This is a genomic window from Streptomyces sp. NBC_00289, from assembly GCF_041435115.1.
Classification (GTDB): Bacteria; Actinomycetota; Actinomycetes; order Streptomycetales; family Streptomycetaceae; genus Streptomyces.
Genome location: NZ_CP108046.1, coordinates 8,284,107 through 8,299,122 on the forward strand (window position 1 = coordinate 8,284,107; position 15,016 = coordinate 8,299,122).

General features: G+C 73.5%; 14 protein-coding genes. 7 read left to right on the forward strand and 7 right to left on the reverse strand.

Translation table 11 applies throughout. The features are described 5' to 3' along the window. Window positions 1-87 precede the first annotated feature (87 nt). Both OG985_RS37540 and OG985_RS37545 read right to left on the reverse strand, forming a co-directional pair. On the reverse strand, window positions 88-1,701 hold the full coding sequence (locus tag OG985_RS37540; RefSeq protein ID WP_371672824.1) for an ATP-binding protein: 1,614 nt from the start codon (window positions 1,699-1,701) through the stop codon (window positions 88-90). Between the two features lie 37 nt (window positions 1,702-1,738). Further along, a complete protein-coding gene (locus tag OG985_RS37545) occupies window positions 1,739-1,933 on the reverse strand; it encodes a hypothetical protein (protein ID WP_037742059.1) in 195 nt (64 codons plus the stop codon). Between the two features lie 258 nt (window positions 1,934-2,191). Between OG985_RS37545 and OG985_RS37550 the strand changes: the two genes are divergently transcribed. From OG985_RS37550 to OG985_RS37570, 5 genes are all read left to right on the forward strand, one after another. Continuing rightward, window positions 2,192-2,584, forward strand: coding sequence for an ankyrin repeat domain-containing protein (locus OG985_RS37550; protein WP_371672825.1), 393 nt, complete (start codon window positions 2,192-2,194; stop codon window positions 2,582-2,584). A gap of 300 nt (window positions 2,585-2,884) precedes the next feature. After that, window positions 2,885-4,303 carry a HEAT repeat domain-containing protein gene (locus OG985_RS37555; protein WP_371672826.1) on the forward strand — a complete coding sequence of 473 codons (1,419 nt, stop codon included), beginning with the start codon at window positions 2,885-2,887 and terminating at the stop codon, window positions 4,301-4,303. 139 nt (window positions 4,304-4,442) lie between these two features. Further along, the gene (locus OG985_RS37560) at window positions 4,443-5,570 is read left to right on the forward strand and encodes a glycosyltransferase family 4 protein (RefSeq protein ID WP_371672827.1); all 1,128 of its coding nucleotides are present in this window, start codon (window positions 4,443-4,445) and stop codon (window positions 5,568-5,570) included. Continuing rightward, complete coding sequence (locus tag OG985_RS37565; RefSeq protein WP_371672828.1) at window positions 5,567-6,730, forward strand: glycosyltransferase; 1,164 nt, start codon at window positions 5,567-5,569, stop codon at window positions 6,728-6,730. The genes OG985_RS37560 and OG985_RS37565 overlap by 4 nt, the downstream gene beginning before the upstream one ends. Next, the gene (locus OG985_RS37570) at window positions 6,727-7,593 is read left to right on the forward strand and encodes an SGNH/GDSL hydrolase family protein (protein ID WP_371672830.1); all 867 of its coding nucleotides are present in this window, start codon (window positions 6,727-6,729) and stop codon (window positions 7,591-7,593) included. Before OG985_RS37565 ends, OG985_RS37570 begins: the two co-directional genes overlap by 4 nt. Before the next feature lie 341 nt (window positions 7,594-7,934). Here the strand turns inward: OG985_RS37570 and OG985_RS37575 are convergent, their stop codons facing one another. From OG985_RS37575 to OG985_RS37595, 5 genes are read right to left on the reverse strand one after another with little or no spacing between them, the layout of a single operon-like run. Next, complete coding sequence (locus OG985_RS37575; protein WP_371672831.1) at window positions 7,935-8,804, reverse strand: biotin-dependent carboxyltransferase family protein; 870 nt, start codon at window positions 8,802-8,804, stop codon at window positions 7,935-7,937. Continuing rightward, entirely contained in the window at window positions 8,801-9,418 is a 618-nt protein-coding gene (locus OG985_RS37580; protein ID WP_371672832.1) for an allophanate hydrolase subunit 1, read from the reverse strand. The genes OG985_RS37575 and OG985_RS37580 overlap by 4 nt, the downstream gene beginning before the upstream one ends. Then, the gene (locus tag OG985_RS37585) at window positions 9,415-10,173 is read right to left on the reverse strand and encodes a LamB/YcsF family protein (RefSeq protein ID WP_371672833.1); all 759 of its coding nucleotides are present in this window, start codon (window positions 10,171-10,173) and stop codon (window positions 9,415-9,417) included. The genes OG985_RS37580 and OG985_RS37585 overlap by 4 nt, the downstream gene beginning before the upstream one ends. Before the next feature lie 18 nt (window positions 10,174-10,191). Next, complete coding sequence (locus tag OG985_RS37590; protein ID WP_371672834.1) at window positions 10,192-11,061, reverse strand: putative hydro-lyase; 870 nt, start codon at window positions 11,059-11,061, stop codon at window positions 10,192-10,194. Continuing rightward, window positions 11,058-12,380 carry an MFS transporter gene (locus OG985_RS37595; protein WP_371672835.1) on the reverse strand — a complete coding sequence of 441 codons (1,323 nt, stop codon included), beginning with the start codon at window positions 12,378-12,380 and terminating at the stop codon, window positions 11,058-11,060. Before OG985_RS37595 ends, OG985_RS37590 begins: the two co-directional genes overlap by 4 nt. 175 nt (window positions 12,381-12,555) lie before the next feature. Between OG985_RS37595 and OG985_RS37600 the strand changes: the two genes are divergently transcribed. Further along, window positions 12,556-13,272 (forward strand): GntR family transcriptional regulator, encoded by a 717-nt coding sequence (locus OG985_RS37600; protein ID WP_371672836.1) that lies wholly within the window; start codon window positions 12,556-12,558, stop codon window positions 13,270-13,272. Between the two features lie 69 nt (window positions 13,273-13,341). Further along, the gene (locus OG985_RS37605; RefSeq protein ID WP_371672837.1) at window positions 13,342-14,868 is read left to right on the forward strand and encodes a hypothetical protein; all 1,527 of its coding nucleotides are present in this window, start codon (window positions 13,342-13,344) and stop codon (window positions 14,866-14,868) included. Window positions 14,869-15,016 lie beyond the last annotated feature (148 nt).

Sequence of the window (15,016 nt, forward strand, 5' to 3'; positions counted from 1 at the left end):
AGTGGCCCCGGCGGTGCTGGGGCCGGAGGGCGGAGCGCCCCGCCGGTGTGGGCCGGCGGGGCGCCGTACGGCGGGGGCTCGTGGCGGCTACGCGGTCTCCGCGCCCACCGCTTCCGTCGCGACCGCCTCCGTCGGGACCGGGTCCCGTTCCGGCTCCGGTACCTGTTCCACCAGCTGTTCCGCGTCCGCCGGGGTGGTGCGGGGCGGCAGGAGCGCCAGTACCGCCTCGCGGTCGGTGTCACTCGTCGCCTCGTCGTACGGGTCCGGGGTGGCCGGCACCTGGAGGCGGTGGACCGGGCCGGTGCCCAGGCGGGCGTAGCCGCGGCCGGGGGGCAGCTGCGGGACCGGGGTCGTGGGCGGGGACGCGCCCAGGACCGCCTCCAGCTGCTCGGCCGTGGCGGGGCCGAGGACCACACGCGCGCGCGTGTGCTGCCGTACGGCGTCGCTCAGGACGTCCGCACTGTCGAACTGTTCGGCCACGACCACCGTCACGTTCACCGCGCGACCGTGCCGCAGGGGGACCTGGAGCAGGGACTGCGGGTCCTTGCGGCCGTCGGTCGAGGCCAGGTGGGTGAAGGCGCTCGGGCGGTCGAGGAGGATCCACAGGGGCCGCTTGGTGTCCTCCGGCGTCGGGTGGCCCGCCTGGCGCGCACGGTTGACGGCGATGAGACGGCGCTCCGTCTCGTGGGAGGCCCACTCCAGGCTCGCCAGCGCCCCGGCCAGCCCGCACTCGACCGCCAGGACGGCGTCCCGTCCGGTCAGGCAGGCGTACTCGCCGCTGCCACCTCCCTCGACGATCACCACATCGCCGTACTGGAGGGCCTGCAGGGCGACGGAGCGCAGCAGGGTGGACGTCCCGCTGCCGGGATGACCCATGACCAGCAGGTGGGGTTCGGTGGAGCGGATGCCCGTGCGCCACACGACGGGCGGGACGTCGCGCTGCTCCTCGCCGTACGAGAGCGGGAGCGTGCGCTGGACCTCGGTGGGGTCGGTGAAGCCGAGCACCGTCTCGCCGGGTGCCGTGACGAAGCGCTGCGCCGCAATGTCGGTGGGCAGCGGCGGCAGGACGGTGACGGTGAGCTGGTTGCCCTCCTCGTCCCACCCGAAGTGGTATTCGCGGCCGCGGCCCGACTTGGCGTGCAGCAACTGCTCGATCCGCGTGCGGGACTCCGCCTCGCCGTCGGTGAAGTAGGCCGGGTAGCGGATCTCGAGGTGGGTGACGCGCCCCGAGTCGTCGAACTCGAAGGCGGGGAAGGCGTCCTCCCACCCGCCGCCGTGGGCGTACAGGGGTGCAGGATCCTCGGCGGCCGAGAAGTGGGGGACGAGCGCGTCGTACAGCGACTGGAGTCGTTGTGTCTGCGTGTCGTCCGGCCCCTCGGGCGCCGACGGCTTGCGGTCGCGGCCGTGCCAGGCTGCCGCCGCCATCAGCGTGATGGCGGCGAGCAGCGGGCCGTACGGCGCGAGTGCCACGACCAGGACCACCGAGGCCACCAGGAAAAGCAGCGGTCCGCGCTTGTCCTTGGGGGTCTCGGCCCACCTGCGCCGCCCGGCGGATGCCAGCCGGCGCAGACCGCGGGTGACCGTGATCAGTGGGTGGAGGACGTCGGTGGCGCTGTCCGCCGCCGTCCGGGCCAGCTCCCGGCTCCGGGCGATCTGCGCGCTGCCTGTGCTCAGGATGCGGGGGAGGGGGCGCCGGACCACGGCTGTCTCCTGACGGTGCGTACGGACGGTGGGGGCGTCAGAACTTGATGCCGCCGAGGAGGCTCGCCAGGCTCTCGCCGCCGGCCTTGATGCTCGGCGCGATGGCGGTGCTCGCGAGGTAGAAGCCGAACAGGGCCGAGACCATGGCGTGCGACGCCTTCAGTCCGTCCTTGCGGAAGAAGAGGAAGACGATGATGCCGAGCAGTACGACACCTGAGATGGACAGGATCATTTGCGTTCTCCTGGTTCGCGGGGACAGTCACCATGAGTACTTCCAGGATCACAGGATGTATCCATACGATAAAAGGTGCAACTGAGTGAATTACGGCTGATTTCACTCCGGTGGCAGAGCTGCACCGGCCCTGCGACCAGGGCTGTTGCGGTGCACGGGCCGCCGTGATCTTTGCCGGAGACGCGTCCGGTCATGTGCGCCGGATGCCAGTACGCTGGCGATTCACCTGAACGGTTGTAACGAGAGGCGGTCCGGCTGATGAGTGAAGCCCCCGACCCCGAGGTCGTGGAGCTCGCGACCAAGATCTTCGACCTGGCCCGCAAGGGTCAGACCGAGGCACTCGTGGCGTACGTCGACGCGGGCGTACCGGCCAACCTCACCAACGACCGCGGCGACTCCCTCGTGATGCTCGCCGCCTACCACGGCCACGCCGACGCGGTGCGGGCCCTGCTCGCCCGGGGCGCCGAGGCCGACCGGATCAACGACCGGGGCCAGACTCCGCTCGCCGGGGCCGTCTTCAAGGGGGAGACCGACGTGATCAGGGCCCTGATCGAGGCCGGTGCCGACCCGGCCGCCGGCACCCCGTCGGCCGTCGACACGGCCCGGATGTTCGGTAAGGCAGACCTTCTCGAATTGTTCGGCGTCAGCTGATCCGGCAGTCCTGACCAGGGAAAACTCGCAAAACGGGGGAGGCGGTAACAGGCCGCCGAAATTTCGGTCGCGGCAGGTGGAACTGCCGAGTCATCATGACCTCGTGATTCACGGACGTGATGGCCGGGCAGAGGATGCCGCACCGCGCGGACCGTGACGCGGTCCGCATGGGCCACCGACGAGAGGCAGAGGAAGATGGTCTACAGCAAGCAGGAAACGGCGGGCGCCCCGACGTGTTGTCACGCGGCCAGGTAATGCACGTTCCCGGTTGCGTCGACGCTTGATGTGAGGCTGTTTCCCATGTTCGATCCGGTCATAGCGCCCAGCGGTACGCTGCTCGGCCTGCTTCAGCGGGGCCGTGGCGACGGCACGCTGCACGCACTCACCGCACCGCGCGCCGAAGCGCTCGCGGCCCTGAACCAGTGTGTGCTGCGCGACCCCCGCCACGACTGGCAGGTGGAGAACCGCTCCCTCTACTACGCCCGTCTCTACCTCGACCTGAACGGCGAGCTGGACGAGATCGAGGCGCACCTCTTCGACGTCGAGGACGTCTTCGACGGCGAGGAGTCCCGCACCGGGCTCGCCCTCGCGGTCCTGGGCCACCTCGCCTCGTACGGCAGGCTCGACGCGCTTGAACTGCTGCGCAGGTACGCCGCCTCCGGCTCGAACTGGGCCTGGGCCCTGGACGAACTGGCGCTGCGCGACGACGACGCCGGCCTGCGCGCCCTGGCGGCACCCGTCCTGGCGCGCTTCGCCACCGACGCCGAGGGCGAGGCGGAACTCGCCGCCGCCGTGCGCGACTCCTTCGAGCCCCGGCCCTGGCGGCTGTGGGCCGAGGATCCGCGGGAATCCATCGCCACGCGGGTGCGTGCCGCCCACGAGTCCGGCTGCTTCGACCGCTGGCAGCGGCAGATGCGCCCCAGCGGCCCACGTCCCGGGTGGAGCGTGCAGGCCGTCTTCGAATGGGCCCAGCAGGGCATCGAACGCGGTGCCGCGCTCCATGTGCCGGCCGCCCGCTGCCTCTCGGCCGTCGCCGGACCCGAGGACCGGCCCGAGATCATCGGGGCCGCCGAGGACGGCACCGACGGAGCCCGCTGCACCGCCCTGCGCTATCTCGCCGACAGCAACGATCCCGACGCCCTCCGCCTCGTCGAGGGCGCCGTGACCACCGGCTCGGCCCTCGTCGTGGAGGCCGCCGTCGACGCCTTCGAACGCATGCGCAGCATCGCCGCCGTCGACCGTGCGCGGGGCTGGGCCCGACGGCCCGATCCGCTCGGCGCCGCCGCCGGCCGGATGCTCGCCTGCCGGGGCGGAGCGCAGGACAGCGACCTGGTCCTCGCGGCACTCCGGGAGGCCGTACGGGGCGAGGGGCCCGACGCGCCGACGCTGTGGACCCTCGTCGACGGCGCCGGACGGCTCGGCATCGTCTGCGCCGCCCCCGTCCTGCGGCACGTCTACCGCGAGACCGCCTCGTCCCATCTGCGCGGCCGTGCCGCCCGTGCCCTCGCCGCCACGGACCCGTCCTACGCCACCGGATTCGCCGTCGAGTGCCTGTGGGACTGCGAGGAGTCGACCCGCGAGATCGCCGCCCGGCACGCCGAGACCGGTGACGCCCGGGTCGTGGAGCGGCTGCGCAGGCTCGCCGCCGACCCGGCCGAGGAGGACGAGGTGCAGACGGCCGTCCGCAGCCGGATCGGACCGGACGCGCCCGCGGTGTGAACAGGGGATGACCCGTGGGTCAGGGCGGTATGGACGCGGCCTGACCTGCCCGGGTGCGCCGCGCAACGCTCATGGACCGTTCCTCGTCCGGAAAGATCCACGTTGACGCGGCCACGTCCAGCACGGCGACAACACGGGTATGCGTCTCGTCATCGTGACCGAATCCTTTCCCCCCGACGTGAACGGCGTGGCCCACTGCGCGCTCCAGACCGCCCGGCACCTCGTGGATCGCGGTCACCTTCCCCTCGTCGTCGCGCCGGCCACCGTCGCCGGCAGCGGGCCCGACGCCTCGGCGCCGTGCCCCGTCGTCCGCATCCCCTCCCTGCCGCTCCCGGGCTACCCCCAGGTCCGCGTCGCCCTCCCGAGCCGGCGTGTCGCCGCGGCCATCACCGAGCACCGCGCCGACCTCGTACACCTGGCCAGTCCCTTCGTCCTCGGCGTCCGCGGCATGGCGGCCGCCGCCCGGCTCGGCATCCCCGCCGTGGCCGTCTACCAGACCGACCTCGCCGGATACGCCCGCACCTACGTGGGCGCCGGTGAGGCGGCGGCCTGGCGGCGCATACGCTCCGTCCACTCGGCCGCCGACCTGACGCTCGCCCCGTCCGGCCCAGCCCTGCTCGACCTCCAGGCACACGGCGTGCCCCGCGTGCGACTGTGGGCGCGGGGCGTGGACACCGCACGCTTCCGTCCCGAACTGCGCGACGAGACGCTGCGCCGTGAGCTCGCCCCGAACGGCGAGCTGATCGTCGGCTACGTGGGGCGACTCGCCCCCGAGAAGCAGATCGAGCTCCTGGCCGGCGTGTGCGGCCTGCCGGGCGTCCGCGTCGTGGTCGTGGGCGACGGGCCCAGCCGGCCGAGCCTGGACCAGGCGCTGCCCGGCGCGGTCTTCCTGGGCCGGCGCACCGGCGACGAACTCGCCCGCATCTTCGCCTCCCTGGACGTCTTCGCGCACACCGGCCCCTTCGAGACCTTCTGCCAGACCGTGCAGGAGGCCATGGCGAGCGGCGTGCCCGTCGTCGCGCCCGCCGCCGGCGGACCGCTTGACCTGGTCGCCCACGGACGCACCGGACTGCTGGTCCCGCCGGGCGACCCCGACGCCGTACGGGACGCCGTCGCCGCCCTGGCCGCCGATCCCGTCCTGCGAGCCGCCTTCGGCAGCACGGCGCGCGCGAGCGTCGAGGGACGTACCTGGGCGGCCGTCGGTGACCAGTTGATCGGCCACTACGGCGACGTGCTCGCCGCACGCCGGACGGCGGTGGCGGCATGACCTCGTTGCGGATCGTGCGGCTGGCGAACTTCGTCGCGCCCTCGTCCGGCGGTCTGCGCACCGCGCTGCGCGAGCTGGGCAAGGGGTACAGAGCCGCGGGACACGAACCCGTGCTCGTCGTACCCGGTGAGCGGGCGGGCGACCGGGAGACCGAACAGGGCCGGGTCATCACACTGCCCGGCCCGCTGCTGCCCGGAACCGGCGGCTACCGCGTCCTCACCGACAGACGGCGGGTGGCAGCCCTCCTGGAGGAACTGGCCCCCGACCGCCTGGAGGTCTCCGACCGCACCACCCTCAGATGGACCGGCAAGTGGGCGCGCCGGGCCCGCGTCCAGGCCGTGATGGTCTCCCACGAGACCGCCGACGGCGTCCTGCGCACCTGGGGACTGTCGGAGAACCTGTCCCGGCGTACGGCCGACGCCCTCAACGTCCGTACGGCACACACGTACGCGCGCGTGGTGTGCACGACGGAGTTCGCCGAGCGGGAGTTCGTGCGGATCGGGGCCCGCAACGTCGTACGGGCCCCGCTGGGCGTCGACCTCGCCGCCCGGCACCCCGGCCTGTGTGATGCCGGGCTGCGGGCCCGGTACGCGCGCGTGGACGAGACCCTGCTCGTGATGTGCTCCCGGCTGTCGGTGGAGAAGCGGCCCGGCACCGCGCTGGACGCCCTGGAGGCGCTGTCGCGGCGCGGCCGGCGGGCGGTGCTGGTGGTGGCCGGGGACGGACCGCTGCGCGCGCGGCTCGAACACCGGGCGCGCGAGCGCGGACTGGCGGTCACCTTCCTCGGCCATGTGGCCGACCGCACGCTGCTCGGCGCGCTCCAGGCGTCCGCCGACGTGTGTCTGGCGCCGGGGCCGGCGGAGACGTTCGGGCTCGCCGCGCTGGAGGCGATGGCGTGCGCCACACCCGTGGTGGCGAGCGCCTCGTCCGCGCTGTCGGAGGTGATCGGCGCCGCGGGAGCCACGGCCGCGGACCACGGGGGCGCCTTCGCGGACGCCGTGGAGTTGCTGCTCGAACGCCCGGAGCCGCGGCGGCGCGAGGCCGCACGCGCGCGTGCGGAGTGCTTCGGGTGGCGTACGGCGGTCGAGGCGTTCCTCGCCGCCCACGACGCGGGCATCCCTGGCGCGACGCGTTCGTTCCTGCCGGAGGGCGTCACATGAGACCGCTGCGCTTCGTCGCCCTCGGCGACTCGCTGACCGAGGGCGTGGGCGATCCCGTCGGCGACGGATGGCGCGGCTGGGCCGCGCTGCTCGCGGACGGACTCACGGCGACGGCCGGGGAGAGCGAGCGGGCCGTCGTATTCACCAACCTCGCGGTGAGCGGCTCCCAGACGCGTGACGTACTGGACCGGCAACTGCCCGCCGCGCTCGCCCTCCGCCCGGACGTCGTGTCGGTGGTCATCGGCGTCAACGACACGCTCCGCTGCACCTTCGACATCCGTGCCGTCGCGGCCCGGCTGGACACGGTGTACGCGGCCTGCACCGGCCTCGGCGCGGTGCTGCTCACGGCGTGTCTGCCCGACCCCGGCGCGGCGCTCGGGCTGCCCGGCGCGCTGGCCCACCCGCTGGCCCGGCGACAGCGGGCGGTCAACGCGGTCGTCCACGCGCTGTCCGACCGGTACGGGGCCGTGCACCTGCACGCCTCCGAGGGCGCCTGGATCACGGACCGCGCGATGTGGAGCGCGGACCGGCTGCATCCGGGGGAGCGGGGACACCGGCAACTCGCGGCGCGCTTCCACGCGTTGCTGGTCCGGGAGGGCATCGCCACGGGTCCCGCGCCCTCGCCGGAGCCCGCGTTCCCGGTGCCCACGAGGTCGGCGAGCCTGTGGTGGCTGGCCACCGCGGGCACCGGCTGGGTGGCCCGCCGGTGCACCGATCTGCTGCCCCAGCTGCTGACCCTCGCCGCGGACGAGCTGCGCCACCGCGCCCGCGGGACGAGCGCCCGCCTCGACCTGCGGGCGTCCGCCGCGGTGTCCGCGGCACTCACCGCCCTGTCGGCGGCGGAACGGCCGGACCTCGCCTGACAGGCGGCAGAGGCGGCGGCGTACGGCCGTGCGGGTGGGCGGCGGCCGGTGGCCGGTGGCCTGGTGGTGTGGACGGCTGTGATCACGTGGTGGGCGGTGGGCGGTGGTCCCGAGGCGGGTGCCGCGGACGACCGTGATCACGGGTTGGCTCCCGGTGGTCGGGTGGTCGGACGCGATGGTGATCCGTGTGCCGTTTCAGCGGTGGTGGACGGCCACGAAGCGGACCGGGACGCCGGGTACGGCCTGTGCGGCGGCCAGGTGGTCGGTGGTGCGGACGACCGTGATCACGGGATAGCCCCTGTGGTCGGGTGGTTGGACGCGATGGTGATCGGTGTGCCGTTTCAGCGGTGGTGGACGGCCACGAAGCGCACCGGGATGCCCGGTACGGCCTGTGCGGCGGCCGGGAGGTCGGTGGTGCGGACGACCGCGATCACGGGATAGCCACCGGTGGTGGGATGGTCGGCCAGGAAGACCACCGGCCTGCCGTCGGGCGGCACCTGGACCGCGCCCAGCACCATGCCCTCGCTGGGGAGTTCGCCGGGCCGCGCCCGCTCCAGGGCGGGTCCCTCCGTGCGCAGTCCGATGCGGTTGCTGGCGGAGGACACGCGGTAGGCACGGGTCGTGAAGGTCCGTACGGCTTCCGGCGTGAACCAGTCGTCGCGCGGACCCGGCGTGACGTGCAGGACGAGTTCGACCGGGGGCCGCGGCTGCGGGGCGACGTCCACGCGCGTGTGGAGCTCGGCCGGACGCCCCAGCGGCAGCACCGCGCCGTCGGCGAGCGGTGGCGGGCCGAGGCCCGAGAGGAGGTCGGTGGAGCGGCTGCCGAGGACCGGCTCGACGGCGACACCGCCGGACACGGCGACATAGCTGCGTACGCCGGCCACGGCCGTCCCGACCTCCAGAAGCGCCCCGGCGGGCACCAGGATCGGTGCACCCCAGGGGGCCGGGCGGCCGTCCACCGTGATCCGGCAGGGTGCTCCGCCGACCGCAGCGGTGACCGTGGAACGGGGGCGCACCGCGCAGCCGTTGAGTGTGGTCTCCAGGACGGCCGCCTCGGGCGGATTGCCGACCAGGCGGTTCACCAGCGCGGCGGCGGGGATGTCCAGGGCCCCGGAGCGTGGCACCCCGAGGTGAGCGTGCCCGGGGCGCCCCCGGTCCTGCACGGTGGTCAGCGCACCGGCCCGGACGACGGCGAGCGCACGGTCCGTCATGAGGACTCCACGGGGACGAAGCGGACGCGCGTGCCCGGCGACAGCAGTGCGGCCGGCACGTGCGCGGGGTCCCACAGCACGATGTCGGTGGTGCCGATCAGCTGCCAGCCGCCCGGCGACGCGCGCGGGTACACGCCGGTGTACGGGCCCGCCAGGGCCACCGACCCGGCCGGCACGGCCGTGCGCGGGGTGTCCCGGCGCGGCACGTCGTAGCGCGACGGCAGACCAGTGAGGTACCCGAAGCCTGGGGCGAACCCGCAGAAGGCCACACGGAACTCGGTGTCCGCGTGGATACGCGCCGCCTCCGGTGCGGAGACGCCCCAGTGCGCGGCCACGTCGGCCAGGTCCGGGCCGTCGTACCGCACCGGGATGTCCACCACCCGCCGCGCGCGCGGGGGAGCGGGGGGCACCTCGGAGGCGGTCAGTTCGGACGCCAGCCGGACCGGGTCGTCGAGGCCGTCCAACAGGACCGTGCGGGCCGCCGGGACGATCTCGCGGACGGTCAGCAGGCCCTCCGCGCGGCGGCGCAGCAGCTCCGCGTGCAGGGCCTCGGCCTCGTCGCCCGAGGCCACCTCGACGAGCAGGGCATCGTCGCCCACAGGCAGCACTCTCATGTGAAGGCCTCCACCCGGACGCCCGACTCCTGGAGCCGCTCCCGGACCCGGCGGGCCAGCTCCACCGCGCCGGGCGTGTCACCGTGCAGGCAGAGGGAACGCGCGCGTACCCGCACGCGCTCCCCGGAGCGGGTGGTCACCACCCCGTCGAGGGCCAGCCCCAGCGAACGTTCCACGACCGCCTGCGGGTCGCTGACCACCGCGCCCTCCTCGCCGCGCGGCACGAGCGTGGCCTCGGGGGTGTACGCGCGGTCCGCGAACGCCTCCGGGACGGCAGGCAGGCCCGCCTTCGCCGCCAGTTCCAGCAGCCGCGAGCCGGGCAGCCCCAGGACCGGCAGGGCGGCGTCCGCGAGGAGCACACCGTCGACGATCGCGCCGGCCTGCTCCGCGTCGTACACGGCCCGGTTGTAGAGCGCGCCGTGCGGTTTGACGTACGACACGCGCGTGCCCGCCGCGCGCGCGAAGACCTGCAGGGCGCCGATCTGGTAGGCCACCTCGGCCGTCAGCTCGGCGGGCGGCACGTCCATCGCGCGCCGCCCGAACCCCGCGAGGTCCCGGTAGGAGACCTGGGCGCCGATCCGTACCCCGCGCTCGGCCGCCTGTTCGCAGACCCGGCGCATGGTGACCGCGTCCCCGGCGTGGAAGCCGCAGGCCACGTTGGCGCTGGTGACGACGGACAGCAGCCGCTCGTCGTCGGTCAGCCGCCAGCGGCCGAAGCCCTCGCCGAGGTCCGCGTTGAGATCGATCGAGGTCATGGATCCAGTGTCTCCTGCTCAGGCCACGCGGTACTGCTCGTCGCGGGCGTCGGTGAGGAACATCTGCCCGGGGGCGTGGGTGACGGCGAACGGGGGGCGCGAGGCCATCACAGCGGCCTGCGGGGTCACACCGCAGGCCCAGAACACCGGGATGTCGTCCGGCTCGGACTCCACCGGGTCGCCGAAGTCGGGCCGGCCGAGATCCTGGATGCCCAGCGCCGACGGGTCGCCGCAGTGCACGGGGCTGCCGTGCACCGCCGGGAGCAGACTGCTCTCCCGGATCGCGGCCGCCAGATGCTGCGGTGGCACCGGTCGCACGGACACCACCATCGGGCCGTGCAGCCGTCCGGCCGGGCGGCACCGGCGGTCGGTGACGTACATCGGGACGTTGCGGCCCTGCTCGATGTGCCGGATCGGGACACCCGCCCCGCTCAGCGCCCACTCGAAGGTGAAGCTGCAGCCGATGAGGAACGACACCAGGTCGTCGCGCCAGTGCGCGCGCACGTCCGTCGGCTCGTCCACCAGCTCGCCGTCCCGCCACACCCGGTAGCGCGGCAGATCGGTCCTCAGGTCCGCGCCGTCGGCGAGGACGGTCGTGACGGAGCCGGCGTCGGTGACGTCGAGCACCGGACAGGGCTTCGGGTTGCGCTGGCAGAACAGCAGCATGTCGTACGCCCAGTCGGCGGGCACCGAGATCAGGTTGACCTGGGTGTGGCCGGCCGCGACTCCCGCGGTGGGTCCCGCCAGACCCGCGCGGAAGCGGGCCCGTGCGTCCTTCGGGCTCCACGCGTGCGCGTGCTCGTCGAGGAGGGTCAGGGGGCGGTCCTCCGTCAGGGCCGGCGGTCGGCCCTGCGGTGCGGTCGACGGGCGGTCCTGTGTTCCGTTCACGTGAGTTCCTTCCCCAGGGTCTCCGGGAGGCCCAGCAGTGCCAGGGCGGCGATGGCGTAGCCGATCGCGCCGAAGACCAGCGCGCCGCCCACACCCCAGCTGTCGGCGAGGAACCCGACCGTCGTGGGGAACACGGCGCCCACCGCGCGGCCGGTGTTGTACGTGAAGCCCTGGCCGGTGCCGCGCACCGCCGTCGGGTACAGCTCGCTGAGGTAGGACCCAAAGCCGCTGAAGATCGCGGACATGCAGAACCCGAGGGGGAAACCGAGCACGAGCAGCACGGTGTTGGCGCCGCTCGGGATGTTCGCGTACGCCAGGATGCACACGGCCGACAGCAGGGCGAACAGCCAGATGTTGCGCCTGCGGCCCAGCCGGTCGGTGAGGTAGCCGCCGGTCAGGTAGCCGAGGAAGGCGCCGGAGATCAGGAAGGTCAGATAGCCGCCGGTGCCGACGACCGACAGGTCGCGCTCGGTCTTCAGGTACGTGGGCACCCAGGTGGCGAGGGTGTAGTAGCCGCCCTGGACGCCGGTGGAGAGCAGTCCCGCGAAGATCGTCGTACGCAGCAGGCCCGGCGACTCGGCTGTGCCCGGTTTGAAGATCGCCGCGAACGAGCCCTTCTCGGCGCTCTTCTCGCGTGCCGCGGCCGCCTCGGGCGCGTCGTGCACCCGGCGCCGCATCCAGATGACGAGCAGCGCGGGCAGCGCGCCGGTCCAGAACATCACCCGCCAGGCGAGGTCGTCGTCGAGGAAGGAGAAGACCAGGGTGTACATCACCGCGGCCATGGCCCAGCCGACGGCCCACGAGCTCTGGACCGCGCCGAGGGTGCGGCCCCGGTGCCTCGCGCTCGCGTACTCGGCGACCAGGATGGCGCCGACCGCCCACTCGCCGCCGAAGCCCAGCCCCTGGAGGGCCCGGAAGACCAGCAGCGTCTCGTAGTTGGGTGCGAAACCGCAGGCGACGGTGAACACCGCGTAGGTGATCACGGTGATCATCAGTGCCCTGACCCTGCCGACGCGATCCGCGAACACGCCCGCGAGGGCGCCGCCGACCGCGGAGACGACCAGCGTGACGGTCGTGAACAGGCCGGTCTGGCCGCTGTCCAGGCCGAAGTACGAGGCCAGCGCGACCATGCTCAGCGGCAGCGTGAAGTAGTCGTACGAGTCGAGGGCGTAGCCGCCGAACGCGCCGGCGAAGGCGCGCCGGCCGCGCGGGCCGAGGGCGCGCAGCCAGCCCAGCGCGCCGTCGTCGCCGCGGTCGTCCGTCGCGCTCCTGGCGTCGGGGTCGGTGGTCAGGGCCTGTGGCGGAGGGGTCGTGCTCATGAAGCACCTCGCAGAGGGAGGACGGAGAGTGCGTGGGGACTGAGCCGTGCCGTGCGGGGAGGACGCGGCGCCGTGGATGCGGGAACGTCGCCGTACGCCACAAGGTAGAGGATCGTTGAACGATCCTTCAATACCCGTGTTGTTTCGTTCCTGTATCTGCGATTGAATTCCGGGCATGGCAGAGCAGCTCACGGGACTGGCCGACGACCGCGCCCTCCTGGGCCGTACCAGCACCGCCGAACGGGTCGCCGACATCCTCAGAAGCCGTATCGCCGAGGGCTACTTCCCGCCCGGGACACGGCTGTCGGAGGACAGCATCGGCGGTGCGCTCGGCGTCTCCCGCAACACCCTGCGCGAGGCGTTCCGGCTGCTCACACACGAACGGCTGCTCGTCCACGAGCTGAACCGGGGCGTCTTCGTCCGGGTCCTGACCGTCGAGGACGTCGACGACATCTACCGCACCCGCGCCCTCGTCGAGTGCGCCGTCGTACGCGGACTCGGCGAGCCGCCGTACGGCCTGGACGGCCTCGCGGAGGCCGTGGCCGAGGGACAGCGGGCGGCGCGCGAAGGTGACTGGAAAGGGCTCGGTACGGCCAACATCCACTTCCACCGGGAGCTGGTCGCCCTCGCGGCGAGCGACCGCACCGACGAACTGATGCGCAGCGTCTTCGCCGAACTGCGCCTCGCCTTCCACGTGGTGGACGACCCGCGCCGGCTGCACGAGCCGTACCTCGCGCGCAACCAGCAGATCCTCCAGGCGCTGCAGGCACAGGACAAGGCCGAGGCCGAGCGGCTGCTCGCCGTCTACCTCGCCGACTCGCTGCAGCGGGTGGTCGAGGTGTACCGGCGGCGGGTCGGCGAGGAGGGCCAGTACACCGCCGCACCCGGGTGACCGCCGCTGCGCCGGGTGGCATCTGCGTCGTTTGGGTCGTTGTCAGACCGAGGACCTAGTCTGTGCAGCGTGACTTCGCCTGCATCGACGGACAGCGTTCCGCCCCAGCTCAGCGCGGGGCCGCGCCCCGCACCGGGCCCGGCCGCCGACGAGGGGCTGGCGCGGCGGCTGCGCGCGCTCGCGTGCACCGCGCCGTTGCACGACCTCGACGCCCGCAAGGCCAACCTCGCGGGCGAGTACACGGTGTACGGCATGGCGGAGGTGGCCCTGTCCGCCATCGACCTGGTCACACTGAACATGGATTTCGACACCGGCGCCGACCACGACCAGATCGTCGCCCGGCTCATCCCGCGCATCGCCGCACAGGCCCCGCGGCGGCCCGTGGCCGAGCACGAGCGCGTGGCCCGCTGGGTGCTGGAGAACCTCATCAACGTCGGCAGCGTGGACCGCGGATTCCGTGCCGTCTACGGCACGTTCGCGACGGACGGCACCTATGTGCGCCGGGACTACGACTTCAAGCTGATCGAGGAGGTGCCGGGCCCCGGCGGCACCGTCTACCTCCGTACGACCGACGAGGCGGTCAACGTCCTGGTGGGCGCCCTCGACACCGACGTCACCAGCGCGCAGATCGCCGCCGAGGTCAAGCTGGAGGTGCTGATCAGCCGCGGCCGGCTGGCCGACGCCCAACTCGCCGCGGAGCAGGCCCGTTACCGGACCGTGCAGTACTCCGAGACGCTGCGCCGGGCCCTGGACGCGACCCGGCGCAACGTCCGGGCCGTCGACTGGCTCAACTCGGTGCCCGACATGATCGCCGAGGCCCTCGACCACGTGGCCGACCGCTACCGCCACGAGAACGCGATCCTCACCAACATCCGCCGGGCCCGCGACGAGTCCGAGGACCCCGAACAGAAGCGGCGCGCGGCCGAGCTCGTCGACATCGTCAAGGACTGCATCCGGCGCCACACGCAGCTCCAGTCCCGCCTGCTGGAGGCGGGCCCCCTGTTCCGCGCCGAGCAGGACCGGCAGGCCTTCGCCACGCCCATGACGACCTCGGGGACGGACCTCTACGGCCACCTCTTCGCGCCCGTCCTCCCGCTCCCCCTGGAGGAGGCGGTCCGGGTCACCGACGCCTTCTTCGCGCGTGGGACCGGGCTGCGGACCCCCGTGTCCGTCCGGGTCGGCGACCTCGTCGACATCCTCCTGACGCCACCCGTCGAGCGGGAACACCTCGGCGCCGAGATGCCCGAGCCGGACCTCATCGCCACCCCGGACGACAGCCGGTTCAGCGAGGAGCAGCTCGCGGCGGCGACGGCACTCCTCGACCTGCCGGCCGACGCGCCCCGCAGGCTGTCCGGGCTACTGGCCGAGGCCCGCCGTCAGGACCCCGAACTGCCCTATCTGGTGGCCCTGCTGGCCGTCCACGCGGCCAGCCCGCCGGTGGGGACCGCCTATCGGCAGGGGGAGCAGAAGCTGCTGTTCGCCGTGGACGACGGCACCGAGCTGGACGATCCCGAGTTCGGCGGAGCCGACCTCATCGTCGGTACGGCCCTGCTGGACGCGGCGGGGATGGCGGCGGACCGGACGGAGGCCGCGTGATGTCGTTCGCCGGGGATGGTGACGGACCGGGCGGAGGCCGCGTGATGTCGTTCGCCGGGTGCGGAGCGGCTGCGGGCGGAGCCGCCCGCGCGGTGGTCCGGCGAACGCCATGGCCCCGCGCCCGCCACGGAGTTGTCCCGCCCCTCGT

What these genes read in the sequence shown, in the direction of transcription:
- OG985_RS37560 (WP_371672827.1), top strand. Translation starts at nt 4,443, where the DNA reads ATGCGTCTCGTCATCGTGACCGAATCCTTTCCCCCCGACGTGAACGGC.
- OG985_RS37585 (WP_371672833.1), bottom strand. Translation starts at nt 10,173, where the DNA reads ATGACCTCGATCGATCTCAACGCGGACCTCGGCGAGGGCTTCGGCCGC.
- OG985_RS37555 (WP_371672826.1), top strand. Translation starts at nt 2,885, where the DNA reads ATGTTCGATCCGGTCATAGCGCCCAGCGGTACGCTGCTCGGCCTGCTT.
- OG985_RS37595 (WP_371672835.1), bottom strand. Translation starts at nt 12,380, where the DNA reads ATGAGCACGACCCCTCCGCCACAGGCCCTGACCACCGACCCCGACGCC.
- OG985_RS37575 (WP_371672831.1), bottom strand. Translation starts at nt 8,804, where the DNA reads ATGACGGACCGTGCGCTCGCCGTCGTCCGGGCCGGTGCGCTGACCACC.
- OG985_RS37545 (WP_037742059.1), bottom strand. Translation starts at nt 1,933, where the DNA reads ATGATCCTGTCCATCTCAGGTGTCGTACTGCTCGGCATCATCGTCTTC.
- OG985_RS37570 (WP_371672830.1), top strand. Translation starts at nt 6,727, where the DNA reads ATGAGACCGCTGCGCTTCGTCGCCCTCGGCGACTCGCTGACCGAGGGC.
- OG985_RS37600 (WP_371672836.1), top strand. Translation starts at nt 12,556, where the DNA reads ATGGCAGAGCAGCTCACGGGACTGGCCGACGACCGCGCCCTCCTGGGC.
- OG985_RS37580 (WP_371672832.1), bottom strand. Translation starts at nt 9,418, where the DNA reads ATGAGAGTGCTGCCTGTGGGCGACGATGCCCTGCTCGTCGAGGTGGCC.
- OG985_RS37565 (WP_371672828.1), top strand. Translation starts at nt 5,567, where the DNA reads ATGACCTCGTTGCGGATCGTGCGGCTGGCGAACTTCGTCGCGCCCTCG.
- OG985_RS37550 (WP_371672825.1), top strand. Translation starts at nt 2,192, where the DNA reads ATGAGTGAAGCCCCCGACCCCGAGGTCGTGGAGCTCGCGACCAAGATC.